Below are 17,516 nucleotides of genomic sequence, written 5' to 3'. Positions count from 1 at the left end.
AACGGTAGCCCGTCCCGTCACCCGGGAAGCGCGCTCCGCCGCCAGGTCAGCCGGTCAGCACCACCTGAAGCTCCTGGCGGCGGCGCTCGGCCAGGTCGGTGAGCAGGGTGGGCGCCTCGTCGAACGGCACCACCGCCGACACCACGTGCTTGCGGATCACGTCCCCGTACGCCCGGAGCAGGTCGACGGTCTCGGCGGAGAGCCGCTCCCGGTCCCAGGTGGGCGCGAGCCCGCGCGGCACCCGACCGATCTGCGCGCAGCGCAGCGACAGCCCGTTGTGGTGGAACTCCTCGCCGAGCCGGACCGCGTCCGCGCCGCCCTGGTAGAAGGCGAGGTCGATCACCGTGCCCTGCGGCCGCAGCAGCCGCAGCGCGAGCTGCAACGCCCACGCCTGCCCGCGGCACTGGAACACCACGTCGGCGCCCCGGTCGCCGGCGGTGTGCGCCCAGCGGGTCTTGAGCACCGCCGCCGGGTCGTCCGAACCCGGGTCGAGGGTTTCCAGGCCGAGGGCCTCGGCGACCTGCCGGCGCTGCGGGGTGGGGTCGAGCACCACCACCGAGGCGGCGCCGTGCCGCCGGGCGAACAGCGCGGTCAGCAGCGCCACCACGCCGGCGCCGACCACCGCGACCCGCCGGCCGCGCACCCCGTCGCCGAGCGAGCGGACGCCGGCGCCGTGCAGGTCGGCGGCGGCGTGCAGCAGGCCGTTGGCGCAGATCGGGCCCATGTGCGCGACGTAGACGCCGAGCAGCGGGTCCAGTTCGTCGGGGAGCGGAACGAACCGCTCGGCGACCGGGTCGGCCAGCCAGCCGGTGCGGTGCCCGTACGTCATCGCGCCCACCGCGCCCACCGCGACCGCCGGGGTGTCGCTCTCCACCACCCGGCCGACCTGCATGTAACCCAGCCGCGTCACCGGGTACGGGGTGCTCGCCTCCCCCGGCTGGAACAGCCCCAGGTCGGCGTTCCAGGTGACGTGCAGATACGGGTTGGTGCCCTTGACGTAGCTCAGCTCGGTGCCGGCGGAGACGCCGCTGAACAGCGTCTCGACCCGGAAGGTGCCGGGGCGCAGCGGGGCGGCGTCCTGCTCGACCAGCTCCACCCGGCCGGGGGCGGAGACCACGACGACCCGGTCACGCATCGACGGTCACCCCGGTGGCGAGCACCGCCGGTCCGACGGGGGTGGTGAGCCGCACGGTCTCGCCGGTGCGGGCCGAGTCGGCCACCGCGAGGGCCAGTCGCTGCGTGCCCAGCGCCTCGGCGTACGGGACGCGCACGTCGTCGCCGACGCCACGCACCGCGTCGATGAAGGCGCGGTCGACCGCCACCCGGGCGGCCTCCGGATCGGCCGGCACGTGCCGTTCACCGTCGGCGTCGCGGATCAGCAGGCCGTCCTCGCTGATCGACAGAGCCAGCCCGTCCGCGAGGATCTCCAGCCCGGCCCGGTGCTTCCAGCCCAGCACGCAGGCCGCGCTGAGCGTGCCGACCGCGCCGCCGGCGAAGCGCAGCGTGGCGGTTGTCACCGAGTCGATGTCGGCGCCGTCCACCGGCGGGGGTGTGCCGTTGCCGTACGCGGTGACCTCGGTGACCTCACCGACCAGCGCCCGCATCAGGTCCAGCACGTGCGCGGCCTGCTCGACGACCGGGCCGCCGGAGCGGTCCCGCCGCGACCACCAGGCCACCGGCGGCACCTTGTCCAGCCAGGAGCCGCTGACCATCCGCACCGGACGGTCGCCGAGCAGCTCACGGGCCTGGTCGAGCACGCTCAGGTAACGCCAGTGGTGCCCGACGGCGGTACGCAGCCCGCGCCGGGCGATCAGGTCGGCGATCCGCTCGGCGGTGACCAGGTCGACCGCGACGGGTTTCTCCACGAACATCGGCACACCGGCGTCGATCACCGCCTCCTCGGCCGGGCCGTGCGCGAACGGTGGCACGCAGACGTACACGGCGTCCGGGCCGGCGGCCAGCAGCTCGGCGACGTCGGCGCAGGCCCGTCCGCCGTGCTGCGCGACCAGCGCCGACGCCGCCTCCGGCGCCACGTCGGTGACGCCGACGAGCTCGACGTCATCGAACCCGGCCAGCACGCGGGCGTGCCGCTGTGCCACTCCGCCGGCGCCGATCAGACCCACCCGGCATTCACGCATTCGAAATCCCCTTCGAGAAGGTTTCATCTCCGCCGGGAGCAGTCCCCTGGGGTGGGCGCAATCAAACGTTCATGCCCCGGGAACGCGCCGGAGGCACCCATGTGATCAAGCTGTTTCCCTGGAAGCGGTTAGCGCATGGTGGGGAATGGGAACAACCAAACTCGGTTTTCCGCCAGGATTCGGAGGGGTGCCCGTGCGGGATACGACATCGAGCGTGTCACCGGTGGTGGAGGCGTGGGCCACGTACCGGACCACGTCGGCGGCGGACTGGCCGGCGCGCCGGCTGCTACGCGCCAAGGGAGAGAGCCGGGTCAGCGTGGTGCTGCCGGCGCGTAACGAGGAGGCCACGGTCGGTGCGATCGTGGCGACCATCCGGGAACACCTGATGGATCGGGTCGCGCTGGTCGACGAGCTGATCGTGGTGGACTCGCGGTCGACCGACCGCACGGCGCGGGTGGCCCGGGCCGCCGGCGCGGAGGTGGTCAGCCAGGACGAGATGACCCGGGGGCTGCCCCGGCTCGCCGGCAAGGGCGACGCCCTCTGGGCCGGCCTGGCCGCCGCCGAGGGGGACGTGGTGGCGTTCATCGACGCCGACCTGCGGGAGTTCCGGCCGCACTTCGTGAGCGGACTGCTCGGCCCCCTGCTGACTGACCCGTCGGTCGATTTCGTGAAGGGTTTCTACCACCGGCCCCTGGTCGGCACCGCCAGCGTGGAGCAGGACGGCGGCGGCCGGGTGACCGAGTTGATGGCGCGACCGCTGCTCAACCTCTTCTGGCCCGAACTGGCCGGCTTCGTGCAGCCGCTCGCCGGCGAGTACGCCGGCCGGCGGGAGGTGCTGGCCCAGGTGCCGTTCGTCTCCGGGTACGGAGTGGAGACGGCGATGCTGATCGACCTGCTCGACCTGGTCGGCCTGGACGCGTTGGCGCAGGTCGACCTCGGTGAGCGTAAGCACCGGCACCAGGACACCGCGGCGCTCGGCCGGATGTCCGCACAGATCATGCTGACCGCCTGGTCGCGGTTGCAACGGCGGGGCTGGGCGAGCCCCGGCATGGCACCGGAGGCGCTGCTGACCCAGTTCCGCCGTGGCGGGTCCGACACGCTGCCGAACCTCGACCGCGAGATCGTCGTCAGCGACGTGTCCATCGAGGAGCGCCCGCCGCTGGCCGAGCTGCGCCACCGGGTGCCCCGTCGACGGGTGGCCGCGGCGTGAGGACGTCGGCGACCGCCCCGGGTGCCGTCGCACGAAAGGGCCGGGTCCGATGAGTCTCACCGTGCTGATGAACGCCGGCCCGTGGCTGTCCGTGCCACCACCGGGCTACGGGGGCATCGAGAACGTGATCGCCACGCTGGTGCCGGAGCTGCGGCGACTCGGCGTACGCGTGGTGCTCGCCTCGGTGGAGAGCAGCACCCTGACGGTGGACGAGAAGGTGTCGGTCTTTCCCGACGGGCAGTTCGCCGCGCTACAGCGGCCGTACAACCAGGTCTGCGGAATCGCGCAGGCGCACCTGGCCGGGGTGGTGCGCGAGCTGCACGCCCGCGACGACATCGACCTGGTGCACGATCATGTGGAAGCGGTCGGGCTGGCCACCCTCGCCGCGATGGGGCCGAGCGGCCCGCCGACCCTGCACACCCTGCACTGGGACCTGGCCAAACACCCCGCGCTCTACGGCAGCCTGGACGGCGGCGAGCGGGTCCGCGTCAACGGTGTGTCCGCGTCCCAGCTGGCCCGGGCTCCGCGGGCGCTGCGGGAGCACTCGGTGGGGCACGTGCACCTGTCCACCCCGCTCGCCGTGAACGCCGACCGGCGGTCCCGCCCGGAGAAGGGCGAGCACCTGCTCATCCTCGGCCGGATCAACCCGGGCAAGGGGCAGGACGTGGGCGCCCGCCTCGCCCATCAGGTCGGTTTCCCGCTGGTGCTGGCCGGGCCCGTCGGCCCGTACCACCGGCCGGCCGATCTTGCTGCGGCCGGCGACGAGGCCCGGCAGAACCCGGACGTGCGGTTCTTCCTCGACGAGGTGGCGCCCCACGTCGACGGTGACCTGGTCCGCTGGGTCGGCACCGTGGCCGGTCAGGAGCGTGACGACCTGCTCGCCAGCGCCCGCGCGTCGCTGTTCCCGCTGCGCTGGGAGGAGCCGGGCGGCACGGCGGTGGTCGAGTCGCTCGCCCTGGGCACGCCGGTGGTGGCGACGGCCCGGGGGTGCCTGCCGGAGCTGATCGAGCACGGCCGCACGGGGCTGCTCACCACGGACGAGGAGGAGTTGGGTGAGCTGGTGCTGGCCGCCGAGCTGCTCGACGCCGACGAGTGCCGGCGGGTGGCCGCGCAGCGATTCACCCCGGCGGTGATGGCTCAGCGGTACGTCGAGCTGTATCAGCGGGTCCGCCAGCTCGCCGGCGCGCCACGGCTGCAACCGGTCTGACGGCCCGTCCCCGCCGCCGGGTTTGCCGTCGGCGGCGACGGGTAGCCCGCAGCGCTCATGCCCGCCGTGCAGCGAGGAGCCGGTGATGGTCGGACCGATGGCGCACTCCCGGGCCCGGCACAATCCGGCCGACGGCAAGCCGCCGGTACGCCGCGCCGCCGGGACGGTGGCGGTGCTGTTCCTGCTGATCGGCGTGCTCGGTTTCGTGCCGGGCATCACCAGCGGCACGGCCGATCTCCGGTTCGCCGGTCACGGCTCGGGCGCGTACCTGTTCGGGGTGTTCCAGGTGTCGGTGCTGCACAACCTGGTGCACCTGCTGTTCGGGGTGGCCGGCCTGGCGCTGGCTCGGACGGTCAGCGGCGCCCGGACGTTCCTCATCGGCGGCGGCGCCGTCTACCTGGTGCTGTGGCTCTACGGCCTCGCGGTGGACCACGACACCGGGGCGAACGTGCTGCCGGTCAACGACGCCGACGACTGGCTGCACCTCGGCCTCGGTGTCGGCATGATCGCGCTGGGCGTGCTGACCGGCCGCGCCCGTCCCTGACCGACCGCGCCCGTCCTGACCGGCCGCCCCCGTCCCTGACCGGCCACACCACCCGTGACCTGCCCCGCCACACCGTGACCTGCCTCGCCCGGCCCGTAGGTCCGGTTTGACCGGGCTGCGCCTCGGGTAGTTCGCAGATCCCGACACATCAGCGAAGTGAGGGCGTCATGTCCAGCCGGATCACCTGGGAGGTCTGCGACACCGCACCGGTGGCGGTCGTCCGGCTCCGCGGTGCGCTGGACCTGGGCACCATGCGATCGGTGTACCGCGTGCTGGACGAGGCGCTGGCCGCCCAACCGGATGCGCTGGTGGTCGACCTCGCCGAGGTCACCGTCCGGGACCGGCTGGCGCTGTCCGTCTTCGCCGCGACGGCCCGGCGGGCCGCCGAGTGGCCGGCCGTGCCGGTGGTGGTCTGCGCCCCACCGCCGGACGCCGAACGGTGGCTGGCCGAGTCGACCACGTGCCGGGTCGTCCCGGTGTCGCGGGACTGTGCGGAGGCGACCCGGCTGGCCGGCGCGGCCGCCCCGCCCCGCCTACAGGCGCGGCTGGAGCCGGTCGCCGAGGCCTGCCGGCGGGCTCGGGAGCTGGTCGTCGACGCGTGCGCGCGGTGGAACCTCCCCGATGCCGCCGGCCCGGCCGCGCTGGTGCTCAGCGAGCTGGTCGGCAATGTGGTCCGGCACGCCGGCACGCCGATGCAGGTGACGGTGACCCTGCGTCGGCCGTACCTGCACCTGGCGGTGGTGGACGGCAGCCAGGCGGCGGCGCGCCCGGCGGCGGCGGATCTGCGCGCCGAGGGTGGGCGCGGGTTGCTGCTGGTCCGGGAGCTGGCCCAGCGGTGGGGCAGCGTGCCGGCCGGCCAGGGTAAGGCGGTGTGGGCGATGGTGCCGGCAACCTGAGCGTTCCGGCCACCCTCGGGCTATCTGACTGAAATTACCGCTCTGCCCTGGTTTTATGGTCAGAGGGTCGGGTAGGCACACCCGTCCTTTCTGTCACAACGGCGGGGTGAGCAGCCATGCCCAAGCGGGTAACCACGGAACCCAGTCGCGATCGAGGCCCGGCGATCCTGGCACCGGCCCGCTTCGGGGGCTTCCCCGGACCACTGCGGACGCCGGTCCCCGGCAACTCGTTGATCAAGTTCCTCGCGACGACCGACCACAAGCAGATCGGTGTGCTCTACCTGCTCACCTCGTTCGGCTTCTTCCTCCTGGCCGGTCTGCAGGCGATGGTGATGCGGGGCGAGCTGGCCCGTCCCGGGCTGCAGTTCCTCTCCTCGGAGCAGTACAACCAGCTGTTCACCTCGCACGGCGCGGTGATGCTGCTGCTGTTCGCCACGCCCGCGGCGTTCGGGTTCGCCAACTTCATCGTGCCGATCCAGATCGGCGCGCCGGACGTGTCGTTCCCCCGCCTCAACGCGCTGGCCTACTGGCTGTACCTGTTCGGCGGGCTGATGGTGGTCGGCGGGTTCCTGACGCCCGGCGGCTCGGCCGACTTCGGCTGGACCGCGTACAGCCCGTTGAGCAGCGCCGAGCACTCCCCCGGCGTGGGCGCGAACATGTGGGTCGTCGGCCTGGTCGTCTCCGGGCTGGGCACCATCCTCGGCGCGGTCAACCTGATCACCACGATCCTGACCCTGCGCGCGCCCGGGATGACCATGTTCCGGATGCCGATCTTCACGTGGAACATGCTGTTCACCAGCCTGCTGGTGATCCTGGTCTTCCCTCTGCTGGCCGCCGCGCTGCTGGCGCTGTCGGCCGACCGGCTGCTCAACGCGCACGTGTTCGACCCCGCGACCGGCGGGCCGATGCTCTGGCAGCATCTGTTCTGGTTCTTCGGCCACCCCGAGGTCTACATCATCGCGCTGCCGTTCTTCGGCATCATCAGCGAGGTCATCCCGGTCTTCGCCCGCAAGCCGCTCTTCGGCTACACCGGGATCGTGCTGGCCACCGCCGCGATCACCTTCCTGTCGATGACGGTCTGGGCGCACCACATGTTCGCCACCGGCCAGGTGCTGCTGCCGTTCTTCAGCATCCTGAGCTACCTGATCGCGGTGCCGACCGGCGTGAAGTTCTTCAACTGGATCGGCACGATGTGGAAGGGACAGCTCACCTTCGAGACGCCGATGCTGTTCTCCATCGGTTTCCTGGTCACCTTCCTGCTCGGCGGACTCACCGGGGTGCTGCTGGCCAGTCCGCCGGCGGACTGGCACACCCACGACACCTACTTCGTGGTGGCGCACTTCCACTACGTGGTCTTCGGCACGGTGGTGTTCGCCCTGTTCGCCGGCTACTACTTCTGGTGGCCGAAGATGACCGGACGGCTGCTCGACGACCGGCTCGGCAAGGCGCACTTCTGGACCATGTTCATCGGCTTCCACGGCACCTTCCTGGTGCACCACTGGCTGGGCAACGAGGGGATGCCCCGCCGGTACGCCGACTACCTGCCGACCGACGGCTTCACCACGCTGAACACGATCTCCAGCATCTTCGCGTTCATCCTCGGCCTGTCCACGCTGTTCTTCATCTACAACGCCTGGAAGTCCTGGCGGTACGGGGCGATGGTGACCGTCGACGACCCGTGGGGCTTCGGCAACTCGCTCGAATGGGCGACCACCTGCCCGCCGCCGCTGCGCAACTTCGACCGGATGCCCCGGATCCGCTCCGAGCGCCCCGCGTTCGACCTGAAGTACGGCCCGCTCGTCGCGGACCTGGGCCGGGACCTGCCACAGCGCACGACCAAGCCGCCGCAGCACTTCACCGAGGAGCTGCGCGTGGAGCACCACGTCCCGGAGTCGCCCGCCGCCGAGGGCGCGCACGGCGCCCGCGACGCGACCGAGTTCCAGCCGGCGCCGCAGTCCGGCGCCCGGCCCGTGGAGGTGCCGGAGCCCGAGGGCGTCCGCCGGCCGAGCTTCGAGCAGAGCGACGCGCCCCAGGACAGCGAGGACGCGCCGAAGCCGCACGAGCGCTGGCGGCACCCGCACAGCGACCAGGACCCCGAGGAGCGCTGACCAGCAGGACGCGCTGACGAGGGCCGACACCCGCGGGTGTCGGCCCTCGTCGCGTACGGTGGCGGGCCGCGCTACTCCCGTGCGGGCGCCAGGCCGGCGGCGGTGAGCGAGCGGCGTACCGCGGGTTGGACCCGGGTCAGCCGCAGCGGCACCCCGGTCCGGGCGGCCGCGTCCCGCCCGGCCATCAACGCGGCGATCCCACCGGCGTCGAAGCCGCCCGCGCCAACCAGGTCGACGACCACCTCGCTCGGCTGGCCGGTGACCGCCTCCAGCATCGCCCTGCGCAGCTGGTCCGCGCCGTCCCGGTCGACCTCGCCGCCGACCTCGACGACCACCCGGTCGCCGTTCTGCTTCACCGAGATCCGGGTCTTGCCCGGGTCCGGCTCGGCGGCGCCGTTCTGCCACGGCGGCGGCGCGTCGGCGAGCATCGCCTGCCGCAGCCAGGTCAGTGCCCGCGACAGCAGCCGGGAGACGTGCATCTGCGAGATGCCGAACCGGGCGGCGATCTCCGCCTGGGTCTGGTTGCCGTAGAAGCGCATGGCCAGGATCCGCCGCTCCCGCCAGGGCAGGCGGTGCAGCAGGCCGCTCACGGTCACCCGGTCGTCGACCGATTCCAGCGCGTTGTCCGATTCGCCGACCAGGTCACCGAACTCCGCGGAGCTCTCCCCGCCCACCGGGGCGTTGAGCGAGGCGGGGCTGTAACCGGCCGCCGACTCCAGCGCGGCGAGGATCTCCTCCTCGGGCGTCTCCAGTCGTTTGGACAGCTCCGCGACGGTGGGCGCCCGGGACAGCTCACTGGTCAGCGCGGCGGTGGCCTGGCCGACCTCCAGGATCAGGTCGCGGAGCCGGCGGGGCACGTGCACACCCCAGGTACGGTCCCGGAAATGCCGCTTGATCTCGCCCACGATGGTGATCGCGGCGTACGCGGTGAACGAGCCCCGTTCCGGGTCATACCGGTCGACGGCGTTGACCAGCCCGAGGCGGGCCACCTGCTCCAGGTCCTCCAGCGGCTCCCCGCGCCCCCGGTACCGGCGGGCCAGGCGGCCGGCGAACGGCAGCGCGAAGCGGACCAGGTCGTCCCGTGCCTCCTGCCGCCGCTCCGGCGGCAGCCCCTCGATTCGGGCCGCGTACGCCAGCGCTGCCGCGTCGAGGTCCTCCAGACCGCGATCGGTGGGTGGTGGTGTGGTCGTGCTCGTCTGTCCGAACATCCGCGCCTCCCTCAGGAAGGTCCCCCGCCCGGATCGGGAAACCGGTCGTGCGCGTGGTCGAGCCACGCACCGGGCCGGAAAAGTGGGTCAGTGACTGGGATGCCAGCGGGCGACAACGCCTTTGCGCAGCGCAATCAGGCCGTCGCAGTCAGCGATGTTCCCGCTCCGTAGGTACTCAATCACGGGACCCCGGGTTCGCGAGGATGTTTCGGCGTGCTCCGCCTCAGGAGACCAGCAACCCCTGGTGGCCGCCGCTGTCCCGGAGCACGGAGAGCGCCTCGGCGGCCCCCATCGGGGGCGGCGTGGGCAGGTCGTACGGCTGGGCGCGGAGCACCTCGGTGGCCCGGCGCGTGGGCACCGAGGTGACCGGGTAACCCCGGGCGGCGGTCCGGTCCAACGCCCGACGACGCCGGCCGAACCCGGCCACGGCCAGCCACTGCGGCAGCCCGGCCAGGGCGGGCGAGCGCACCCCGGGCGGCTCGGGCAGCACGTCCACCGAGCTGAACGTCTCGCTGCCGGCCAGCCACCACTCGGCCTCGTCGACGCTGCGCCGGGTGGCGTTCTCGCACCAGTACGGCACCAGCCCCGCGCGTACCACCTGCCACGGATCGAGCAACCGGCCGCACTCCACCACCAACCGGTCACCGGTCTTGCCGGCGCGGCGCATCCAGTGCCGGTACAGGTCGGCCACCGCCGCGCTCAGCGCGGCGGGCCGGGGCACCAGCACCCGGTGCAGGGGGTGCTCCCGGCGGGCCGCCCAGTCCCGGGCGGCCAGTTCGAAGCCCGAGTCCACGCCGTGCTCGGCGGCGCCGGAGGGGACGGACATCTCCGGCGGCTCCCACCGGGCGGCGTCCCCGCCGACGGAGCGCAGAACCTGCCGCAGCGCGTGGCTGTCCGGGTGGAAGTCCACCGGGTCCAGCCCGCTGGCGGGGCAGCCGACCTGGAAGCTGTGCCCCGGGCCGCGCTCCAGCACCGGCCACGTCCGCGCGTCGCGCACCAGCAGCACCGGAGCGCCGGTGGTCAGCCGGTCGGCCAGGAACTGCGTGTACGCCGCCGGCAGCGCCCGCCACCGGGCGGCCAGCGACACGGTCACCCCGGTCAGCGGGCCACGACTGGCGGGACAGTGCACCTGGCGAAGATGCACGTCGGGGTTGCCGGCGAGCAGTCGACCGGCGAGCTCCGCGCCGTGCTCCAGCGCCGCCCCCGGGCGGTCCACCGCGCCACCGGTCCAGTGCACGGACATGTCGAATCCGGCCGGCAGCCACGGCACCCCGAGTGCCACCGCGAGGTGGGCCGCCGCGCCGTGCGGGGAGCCGATCAGCACACCGGGGTAGCGCTGGCGGGGGTACTGGTCGACGAACCAGCGGGCGACCCGCCCGGCGTCCACCTCGTCGATCTGGGCCATGGTGAGCGCGACCCGGCCGGCGGCCCGGCTGACCGCGGCGCGGCGGACCGGCTCCGGGGCGCCGGGGAAGCGCGACACCGGCCCGGCGTTCCCCAGGTCGGCGCAGTCCAGGCCCCGCAGCGCCCGGGCGGTGGCGGCGACCAGCACCCGGGCGGGACTGCCCACGGCCACGACCCGGTCACCGGCCAGACCGGCGCCATCGGCCGTGAGCCCCTTGTGCACCTTGTGCACCGGCCCCACCTTGCCTCGTTCGCTCACCACGCGGCCCGGCTTCCCGTCCCGATGGGGTTCAAACGGGGCATCACCCACCCGGCGACACCAATCCGCTGGTCGGCGGGGGTCGCCGGTCATCACCGGCGTTCGACGACGGATCCGCCGCGGGCGGCGGGAGCGGGTCGCCGGGGGCGAACCGGCCAGGGCAGCAGCGGTACGACGGCTCGGGTTTCGCCGGGGCCAGGACGGGCACTTCCGGGCTCATGCGCACCGAGGACACGAGCGAGCCCGCCGCCGCCACGATCACGCCGTACCAGGACGGACCGCTGCTGGTCCGCGGCGACTTCGCCCTGGTCACCCCGGACGGCGAGCGGATCGACGCCCGCCGGGGCACGGTGGCGCTGTGCCGGTGCGGCAAGTCGGCGCTCAAGCCGTTCTGCGACGGCACCCACAAGATGGTCGACTTCCGCGCGGGCACCGCCCGGGAGGGGTGACCGCCGCGGTCAGGCGACGCCGGCCAGCGGGCCCGCGGCGGGGGTCACGGTCGCGGGCAGCGCGACGGTCAGCGCTGCCGGCGCCCGCAGCGAGGTGCGCCCGGCGGCCCAGCTGTCCAGCAGGTGTGCGGCGAACAGCCGGTCCACCGCCAGGGCAGCCGCCGCCCCGAACAGCACGTCGCCGGCCAGCGCCGGCTCGGCGCGGACCAGACCGCCGCACAGGTCGTGCGCGGCGATCTGCTCGTGCACCGCGTCGGCCTCGACGTGCTCGTCGTAGAAGCGGGTGGCCACCTCGTCCAGGCCGAGCCGGCGCAGCCCGTTGCCGTACCGGCGGTTCGGCACCGACGAGGTCATCTCGAAGGCGGCCAGGTGACCGAGCAGCGCGCCACGCAGGCGTCGGTGCAGGCCGAACAGGGACATCAGGTTGTTGGTCGCCAGCGTCACCGCGGGCACCGCGTCGAGGTGGGCGCCGTAGCCGGTGTCCAGGCCCAGCCGGTCGAGCGTGCGCCGGAACAGCTCGGCGTGCATCCGGTCCAGCCGGCCGTTGCCGTACTCGTCGGTCTGGATCTCCACCAGGGCGGCCTTGGCCGGGCCGCCGAGGCGGGGCAGCGCCCAGCTGTGCGGATCCGCCTCCCGCAGGTGGTAGACCGAGCGGTGGGCGACGAACTCGCGGAACTGGGCGAGGTCGGCACGCCGCTGGAGGGTGGCCGCCAGTGGAGGCCCGTCATCGGCCGCGACCAGCTCGGCCAGGCCCGCCGCCACCCCGGCGGGCGGCAGCGGCGGCGGGGCGGCCAGCCGACGCAGCGCCGCCTCGAAGGGCCGCTCCGCACGGGACCGCAGGGCCAGCAGCGTCGGCTGCCACTCCCAGGCCTCGTCCACCCCGCGCCAGCCCCGGTAGTGCAGCTCGTAGCAGAGGAACAGGGTGAGCTGGAGATCCTCGTCGACGAGCGGGTCCGCCGGGTCGAGGTCGGCGCCGAGGCCCGCCGGCAGATCGTGCGGCGGACGTCGCAGGGCCCCGACCACCGCCGCGGAGAGCGGACCCCGCGGTTGCGGTAGGGGCGCGGGACCGTATCGACGGTCGACGGGCTCCAGCATGTGACCTCCAGCCTTCTCGGGCCGCTACTGATGCCCTGGCGGACCACGCCTAAACGAGGCCCTCCGCGTTCACGGTCAGCTCCACCTGCTCGCGGACCCGCCGGGCGGCCTCGCCGTCGGCGTACAGGCCGCGCAGGTCGGCGAACGCCGGCTCCGGCGGCGCCAGCGGCACCGCGGCGTCGACCACCGCCTCCAGCACGCACGGGCGGTTCGCGGCGAGCGCCTCGTCCCAGCCCGCACCCATCAGCTCCGGGCGGTCCACCCGGACGCCGTGCAGCCCGAGCAGCCGGGCCCAGCCGGCGTACGGCACGTCCGGCCGCCTCGTGGCCGGGTCGGCCGACGTCCGCCGCCCGCCGCCCATGCCGGACTGGTCGCGGTTGTTGAGCACCAGCACCACCAGCCGCGGATCGCGCCACTCCTGCCACAGGTGCGCGACGGTGATCAGCTCCGCGAGGCCGTTGAGCTGCATGGCGCCGTCGCCCATCAGCGCGACCACCGGCCGGTCGGGGGCGGCGAGCTTCGCGGCCACCGCGTACGGCAGGGCGCAGCCCATCGAGCCGAAGGTGCCGCACAGCTGCGCGTTCACCCCGGGTGGCAGGACGAGGTGCCGGGCGTACCAGTAGAGGACCGAGCCGACGTCCACCGCGACCGCGCCGACGGACGGCAACCGGGAGGACAGCTCCTGGAGCACCAGCTGCGGGTTGACCGGTTCGGCCGGCGCGGCGGCCCGGTCGGCGGCGGCCGACCGCCACCGGTCCACGGAGCTCTCCACCGTGGCCCGCCACTGCTGGTTGGGCCGGTCGGGCACGCGGGCCAACAGGGCCCGCAGCGTCTCGGCGGCGTCACCGACGAGCGGCACGTCGGCCGGGTACCGGGTGCCGATCCGCCGCCCGTCGATGTCGATCTGCACGGTGCGGGCCTGACCGGGCATCGGGAAGTAGTCGGTCCACGGGTCGTTGGTGCCCACCATCAGCAGCGTGTCGCAGCCGCCCATCAGCTCGGCGGCGGCCGAGGTGCCGACCTCGCCGAGCACCCCGGCGTGAAAGGGCAGCCGCTCGTCGAGCACCGGCTTGCCCAGCAGCGAGGTGGCCACCCCGGCGCCGAGCCGGTCGGCCAGCTCGGTGATCTCCTCGGCCGCGCCCCGGCCACCCTGGCCCACCAGGATCGCCGTGCGCCGGCCGCTGCCGAGCAGCTGCGCGGCCGCGTCGAGGTCCATGTCGTGTGGCAGCACCCGGGCCAGCGGCACGCCCGGGGTCGCCGAGATCACGCCGACGGATTGCGGTTGCAGGTCGGGCACCACGGCCTCCTGCAACTGCCGGGGCAGCACCACGCAGGTCGGGCTGCGGGTCGCCGCCGCCGTGCGGAACGCCTGGTCCAGCAGCGCGGGTACGTCCTCGGGCCTGCGGCCGTACTGCACGAACTGGTTGCACACGTCGCCGAAGAGCCGGCTGAGCCCGATCTCCTGGTGTGCGCCGCCGAGCGGCCCGGAGATGTCCTCGCCGATGATCGCCACCACCGGCGTGCTGTCCAACTTGGCGTCGTAGAGGCCGTTGAGCAGCTGCACCGCGCTGGGTCCCTGGGTGGCCAGGCAGACTCCGATGCCGCCGGTGAACTTGGCGTGCCCGGTGGCCATGAACGCGGCGGTCTCCTCGTGCCGGGCCGGTACGAACGCCGGGTCGCCGCCCGTGCGGTCCAGCGCGTCGACCAGCGGGGCGATCGCCGCGCCCGGATAGCCGAAGGCGCGCGGCACCCGCCAGGCCAGGAGCCGCTCCACCACCAGGTCGGCCACGCTGCGCTCAGCCATTGCCGCGCCCGGGCGTGCTGGCATCGACGTACCGCAGCACCGCGCCGACGCCCTCGGTCAGCTCGGGCGCCTCGTCCGGGCCCAGCACGGTCAGCGCCGCGTCGGTGCCGACCAGCGCCCGGACCAGCGCCGCATCGGCGCGGACGCGTTGCGGGTCGTCCACCGACATCGCGGCCAGCTGACCCGGGTCGACGGCGATCTCGGTCGGCTCCGGCCCGATCCACAGCTCACCGTTGGCCGACGGATCGTCCACGATGAGCATGGTGTCCACCTGGTTGCGTTGCAGGGCTCCGACGACCGCGTCGAGCCCGGCGCCCACGTCCTCCTGCACGCCGAACCGGTCGAGGGTGGCGCTGATCCGCTGGTCGGCGACCTCCGCGATGGTCTGCACGGTGAGGTCGTCCAGCAGCGTCTGGTCGGCGCCGCCGGCCCGGGAGCCGGCATCGGTACGCACCATCAGGTCCTGCCAGCGCTCCGGCATCTGCGCGGCGATCATGCCGGTGGCCCGTACGTCGCCGGCGATCACCACCACCTCCGCCCCCACCTTCTCGGCCAGCTGGACGGTCGCCGCGGTGACGTCGCCGGCGTTGTGGTGCCAGGCCTCCATGGCGGCCTTCTGGTAGATGTCCTGGGACCAGCCGCCGGGCTGCGGTTTGCGCAGCGGGAAGGTCTCCCGGCCGACGACGTGCGCCCGCCGGGGCACTCCGCCGGCGCTGATCGCGATCGCGTCGGCGCCCGTACGGTCGGCCAGCACCCGCACCCACGCCACCTGCTCGCCGCGCTGGGCGAGCAGCGGCATCACGTGCGGCAGTGGCGCGTAACTGGCCAGGTCGCTCAGTGGTGGGGCGGAGAGGTACTCGGAGAGCACCACCCGGCCCCGGGTGGCGAACAGCGCGATCCCGTAGTCCCCGACCATCGGGTCGTGGCCACGGATCACCCGGTCCAGCGCGGCGACGGTCGCCTCGTCCGCGCCCTGGTCGGTCAGTTGACGCGCCAGGGCACGCCAACGTAGTGCCAGCGCCGCGTGGGCGTCCTCCGTGTCGGCGGAGGCGTCCAGGTACACCGAGCACCACGGCCCGGGTCGGTCGTAGAGCGGGCGCAGGAAGGACAGCTGCATGCTCGACCCCTTTCCAGCTCGGCCCCCCGCTTACCCGGGTCGCCCGGGATGTCACCTCGCGGCCGTGAGCCCGTGACCAGGTTTCATTCACGTCGTTCAACCGAAGACGTCGATACGATGCGTGAACGGAAGCGGACTCTCGGTGGTGGAGATGGACAGCGGACTCGATACCCGACGGATCGTGCACCCGACGGAGCGGATCGTCACCGGGCGGTTGGTCCGCCTGCTCGACGGCTACACGCGCGAGGTGCGCATCGGCCAGCCGGTGCTGGTCGCGGTGCTCGCCGCGGCCGCGTTCGCCGCGCTCCCCGCCCTGCTGCTGCGCTCGCTCTTCGCCGCCGGGGGCGGCGGCACCCGGCGGCGGTGGAAGGAGCTGAAGAAGGGCCCGGAATACCTGGTCACCCCGGTGCGGCTGCGCAACACCGCCGGCCAGCTCTGCGAGGTCGAGCTGCACGGCCACCTGCCGCAGAGCGCCCTGCACCCGGCCGACCAGGTCCAGCTCACGCTGCGCCCGCAACGCGACCCGGAGTTGCCGCCCCGCATCGAGCGGATCGTCAACCTCACCACCGGGCAGCTGCTCACCCCGCGTACGGCGACGCTCTGGTCGCATCTCGGCCCGCCGCTGCTGTTGCAGGCGGTGCTGGGCGCGCTGCTGCTCACCGGCGTCGCGGCCTGCTCCGCGCTGACCTGATCGGCGGTGTCCGGGTTTCCGGGCCCGCCCGGGTGGGCACCGGCACCGGCATGTTTCCCGGATTCACCCTCGAAGAGATCGACGTCGGTCCGGTACGCCTGCGGGTACGCCACGGCGGGTCCGGCTCGCCGGTGGTGCTGCTGCACGGCCATCCCCGTACCCACGCCACCTGGCACCGGGTGGCACCGCTGCTCGCCGAGCGGCACACGGTGATCTGCCCCGACCTGCGCGGGTACGGCGGGTCGACGAAGCCGGCGGAGACCGCCGACCACTCCGCGTACGCCAAGCGGGCGATGGCCCGCGACGTGGTCGCGCTGCTCGACGCGCTCGGCCACGAGCGGGCCGCGGTGGTCGGCCACGACCGCGGCGCGTACGCGGCGATGCGCACCGCGCTGGACCATCCGGACCGGATCAGCCGGCTCGGTGTGCTCGACGGGGTGCCGATCGGGGCGGCACTGGCCAGCTGCGACGCCCGCTTCGCCGCCCGCTGGTGGCACTGGTTCTTCCTCGGCCAGACCGACAAGCCGGCGGAACGGGTGATCAACGCGGATCCGGACGCCTGGTACGGCGGCTCCCCCGCCGAGATGGGCGAGGAGGCGTACGCGGACTACTCCCGGGCGATCCACGACCCGGCCACGGTCCACGCGATGTGTGAGGACTACCGGGCCGGCCTCGGGCCGGACCGGGCGGCCGACGACGCGGACCGCGCCGCCGGGCGGAAGATCGGCTGCCCGGTGCTGTTCGTCTGGTCCGAGCGCGACGACATGGTGGAGCTGCACGGCGACCCGGCGGCGATCTGGCGGGAGTGGGCCGACGACGTGCGGGCGACCTCGGTCGACTCGGGCCACCACATGGCCGAGGAGGCGCCGGAGGCCCTCGCTGCGGTGCTCGCCGACTTCCTGGCCGACTGACCGGTCAGCGCGGCCGGTGGCGGCTCAGTGCGACGTGCCGCTCAGCCGACCGGGGCGGGCTCGCGGGCCGGTCGGCGGGCGGTGTCGAGCATGCCGCGACGGCGGGCCCAGCGCTCGTAGATCAGGGTGGCGAACGGCGGCACCGCGCAGGCCAGCGCCACGACCGTGGCCGGCAGGCTCCACCGCTGCAACCCGGCCACCACGAGCACCAGCAGGGCGTACGCGATGAACAGGCCGCCGTGGAGCGGGCCGAAGATCTTGACGCCCAGCTCGTTCTCCGGCGGACCGTACTTGACCGCCATCCCGACCAGCAGGGCCAGCCACGAGCACGCCTCGGCGATCGCCGCCGCGACGAAGAGCCGGGTCACCTTCTCACGCATTCCCACGCCACCACCTCTCGAGCGGCAATGCTAGCGGTGCGGGGCGGTCGCACCGGAGCGGACCACGCGGGCGCGACAGGGATCACCGGGCGCAC

At 73.8% G+C, this 17,516-nt stretch carries 16 protein-coding genes; 8 read left to right on the top strand and 8 right to left on the bottom strand.

What is annotated here, in order from left to right; translation table 11 throughout:
- Positions 1-46: 46 nt before the first annotated feature.
- The gene (locus EAD89_RS02775) at positions 47-1,135 is read right to left on the bottom strand and encodes a zinc-binding alcohol dehydrogenase (protein ID WP_121674573.1); all 1,089 of its coding nucleotides are present in this window, start codon (positions 1,133-1,135) and stop codon (positions 47-49) included.
- Positions 1,128-2,138 carry a Gfo/Idh/MocA family protein gene (locus EAD89_RS02770; protein ID WP_121674572.1) on the bottom strand — a complete coding sequence of 337 codons (1,011 nt, stop codon included), beginning with the start codon at positions 2,136-2,138 and terminating at the stop codon, positions 1,128-1,130. Before EAD89_RS02770 ends, EAD89_RS02775 begins: the two co-directional genes overlap by 8 nt.
- A gap of 193 nt (positions 2,139-2,331) precedes the next feature.
- Here EAD89_RS02770 and EAD89_RS02765 point away from each other — a divergent pair, with 193 nt between their 5' ends.
- From EAD89_RS02765 to ctaD, 5 genes are all read left to right on the top strand, one after another.
- The gene (locus tag EAD89_RS02765; RefSeq protein WP_121674600.1) at positions 2,332-3,348 is read left to right on the top strand and encodes a glucosyl-3-phosphoglycerate synthase; all 1,017 of its coding nucleotides are present in this window, start codon (positions 2,332-2,334) and stop codon (positions 3,346-3,348) included.
- A 49-nt stretch (positions 3,349-3,397) separates the two neighbouring features.
- Positions 3,398-4,555, top strand: coding sequence for a glycosyltransferase (locus EAD89_RS02760; RefSeq protein WP_121674571.1), 1,158 nt, complete (start codon positions 3,398-3,400; stop codon positions 4,553-4,555).
- Between the two features lie 85 nt (positions 4,556-4,640).
- Positions 4,641-5,099 (top strand): DUF4383 domain-containing protein, encoded by a 459-nt coding sequence (locus tag EAD89_RS02755; RefSeq protein ID WP_121653016.1) that lies wholly within the window; start codon positions 4,641-4,643, stop codon positions 5,097-5,099.
- Between the two features lie 167 nt (positions 5,100-5,266).
- On the top strand, positions 5,267-5,995 hold the full coding sequence (locus EAD89_RS02750) for an ATP-binding protein (protein ID WP_121674570.1): 729 nt from the start codon (positions 5,267-5,269) through the stop codon (positions 5,993-5,995).
- Between the two features lie 116 nt (positions 5,996-6,111).
- The gene (gene ctaD, locus EAD89_RS02745; RefSeq protein WP_121653014.1) at positions 6,112-8,103 is read left to right on the top strand and encodes a cytochrome c oxidase subunit I; all 1,992 of its coding nucleotides are present in this window, start codon (positions 6,112-6,114) and stop codon (positions 8,101-8,103) included.
- 71 nt (positions 8,104-8,174) lie between these two features.
- On the opposite strand, the gene EAD89_RS02740 is transcribed toward ctaD, so the two are convergent.
- Complete coding sequence (locus EAD89_RS02740; RefSeq protein ID WP_121653013.1) at positions 8,175-9,311, bottom strand: SigB/SigF/SigG family RNA polymerase sigma factor; 1,137 nt, start codon at positions 9,309-9,311, stop codon at positions 8,175-8,177.
- A gap of 223 nt (positions 9,312-9,534) precedes the next feature.
- Complete coding sequence (locus EAD89_RS02735) at positions 9,535-10,947, bottom strand: hypothetical protein (RefSeq protein WP_121674599.1); 1,413 nt, start codon at positions 10,945-10,947, stop codon at positions 9,535-9,537.
- Between the two features lie 245 nt (positions 10,948-11,192).
- Between EAD89_RS02735 and EAD89_RS02730 the strand changes: the two genes are divergently transcribed.
- Complete coding sequence (locus tag EAD89_RS02730) at positions 11,193-11,423, top strand: CDGSH iron-sulfur domain-containing protein (RefSeq protein ID WP_121653012.1); 231 nt, start codon at positions 11,193-11,195, stop codon at positions 11,421-11,423.
- Positions 11,424-11,432: 9 nt separating this feature from the next.
- On the opposite strand, the gene EAD89_RS02725 is transcribed toward EAD89_RS02730, so the two are convergent.
- From EAD89_RS02725 to EAD89_RS02715, 3 genes are read right to left on the bottom strand one after another with little or no spacing between them, the layout of a single operon-like run.
- On the bottom strand, positions 11,433-12,518 hold the full coding sequence (locus EAD89_RS02725; protein WP_121674569.1) for an iron-containing redox enzyme family protein: 1,086 nt from the start codon (positions 12,516-12,518) through the stop codon (positions 11,433-11,435).
- Between the two features lie 49 nt (positions 12,519-12,567).
- Positions 12,568-14,322, bottom strand: coding sequence for a thiamine pyrophosphate-binding protein (locus tag EAD89_RS02720; RefSeq protein ID WP_121674568.1), 1,755 nt, complete (start codon positions 14,320-14,322; stop codon positions 12,568-12,570).
- Entirely contained in the window at positions 14,315-15,439 is a 1,125-nt protein-coding gene (locus EAD89_RS02715; protein WP_121653009.1) for a Vms1/Ankzf1 family peptidyl-tRNA hydrolase, read from the bottom strand. Before EAD89_RS02715 ends, EAD89_RS02720 begins: the two co-directional genes overlap by 8 nt.
- Before the next feature lie 142 nt (positions 15,440-15,581).
- Here EAD89_RS02715 and EAD89_RS02710 point away from each other — a divergent pair, with 142 nt between their 5' ends.
- Together EAD89_RS02710 and EAD89_RS02705 are read left to right on the top strand one after the other, a co-directional pair.
- On the top strand, positions 15,582-16,130 hold the full coding sequence (locus tag EAD89_RS02710) for a hypothetical protein (RefSeq protein WP_199723301.1): 549 nt from the start codon (positions 15,582-15,584) through the stop codon (positions 16,128-16,130).
- A gap of 50 nt (positions 16,131-16,180) precedes the next feature.
- Positions 16,181-17,041 (top strand): alpha/beta fold hydrolase, encoded by an 861-nt coding sequence (locus EAD89_RS02705; RefSeq protein ID WP_121674598.1) that lies wholly within the window; start codon positions 16,181-16,183, stop codon positions 17,039-17,041.
- Positions 17,042-17,082: 41 nt separating this feature from the next.
- On the opposite strand, the gene EAD89_RS02700 is transcribed toward EAD89_RS02705, so the two are convergent.
- Positions 17,083-17,421 (bottom strand): DUF3817 domain-containing protein, encoded by a 339-nt coding sequence (locus EAD89_RS02700; protein WP_121674567.1) that lies wholly within the window; start codon positions 17,419-17,421, stop codon positions 17,083-17,085.
- Positions 17,422-17,516 lie beyond the last annotated feature (95 nt).

The sequence above is a fragment of the Micromonospora sp. BL4 genome, from assembly GCF_003667505.1.
Taxonomy (GTDB): Bacteria; Actinomycetota; Actinomycetes; order Mycobacteriales; family Micromonosporaceae; genus Micromonospora.
Note: the sequence above shows the minus strand (reverse complement) of the source record. Positions and strands in the feature narration are given on the sequence as shown.

What these genes read in the sequence shown, in the direction of transcription:
- EAD89_RS02775 (WP_121674573.1), bottom strand. Translation starts at nt 1,135, where the DNA reads ATGCGTGACCGGGTCGTCGTGGTCTCCGCCCCCGGCCGGGTGGAGCTG.
- EAD89_RS02770 (WP_121674572.1), bottom strand. Translation starts at nt 2,138, where the DNA reads ATGCGTGAATGCCGGGTGGGTCTGATCGGCGCCGGCGGAGTGGCACAG.
- EAD89_RS02760 (WP_121674571.1), top strand. Translation starts at nt 3,398, where the DNA reads ATGAGTCTCACCGTGCTGATGAACGCCGGCCCGTGGCTGTCCGTGCCA.
- EAD89_RS02755 (WP_121653016.1), top strand. Translation starts at nt 4,641, where the DNA reads ATGGTCGGACCGATGGCGCACTCCCGGGCCCGGCACAATCCGGCCGAC.
- EAD89_RS02750 (WP_121674570.1), top strand. Translation starts at nt 5,267, where the DNA reads ATGTCCAGCCGGATCACCTGGGAGGTCTGCGACACCGCACCGGTGGCG.
- ctaD (WP_121653014.1), top strand. Translation starts at nt 6,112, where the DNA reads ATGCCCAAGCGGGTAACCACGGAACCCAGTCGCGATCGAGGCCCGGCG.
- EAD89_RS02740 (WP_121653013.1), bottom strand. Translation starts at nt 9,311, where the DNA reads ATGTTCGGACAGACGAGCACGACCACACCACCACCCACCGATCGCGGT.
- EAD89_RS02730 (WP_121653012.1), top strand. Translation starts at nt 11,193, where the DNA reads ATGCGCACCGAGGACACGAGCGAGCCCGCCGCCGCCACGATCACGCCG.
- EAD89_RS02725 (WP_121674569.1), bottom strand. Translation starts at nt 12,518, where the DNA reads ATGCTGGAGCCCGTCGACCGTCGATACGGTCCCGCGCCCCTACCGCAA.
- EAD89_RS02720 (WP_121674568.1), bottom strand. Translation starts at nt 14,322, where the DNA reads ATGGCTGAGCGCAGCGTGGCCGACCTGGTGGTGGAGCGGCTCCTGGCC.
- EAD89_RS02715 (WP_121653009.1), bottom strand. Translation starts at nt 15,439, where the DNA reads ATGCAGCTGTCCTTCCTGCGCCCGCTCTACGACCGACCCGGGCCGTGG.
- EAD89_RS02705 (WP_121674598.1), top strand. Translation starts at nt 16,181, where the DNA reads ATGTTTCCCGGATTCACCCTCGAAGAGATCGACGTCGGTCCGGTACGC.
- EAD89_RS02700 (WP_121674567.1), bottom strand. Translation starts at nt 17,421, where the DNA reads ATGCGTGAGAAGGTGACCCGGCTCTTCGTCGCGGCGGCGATCGCCGAG.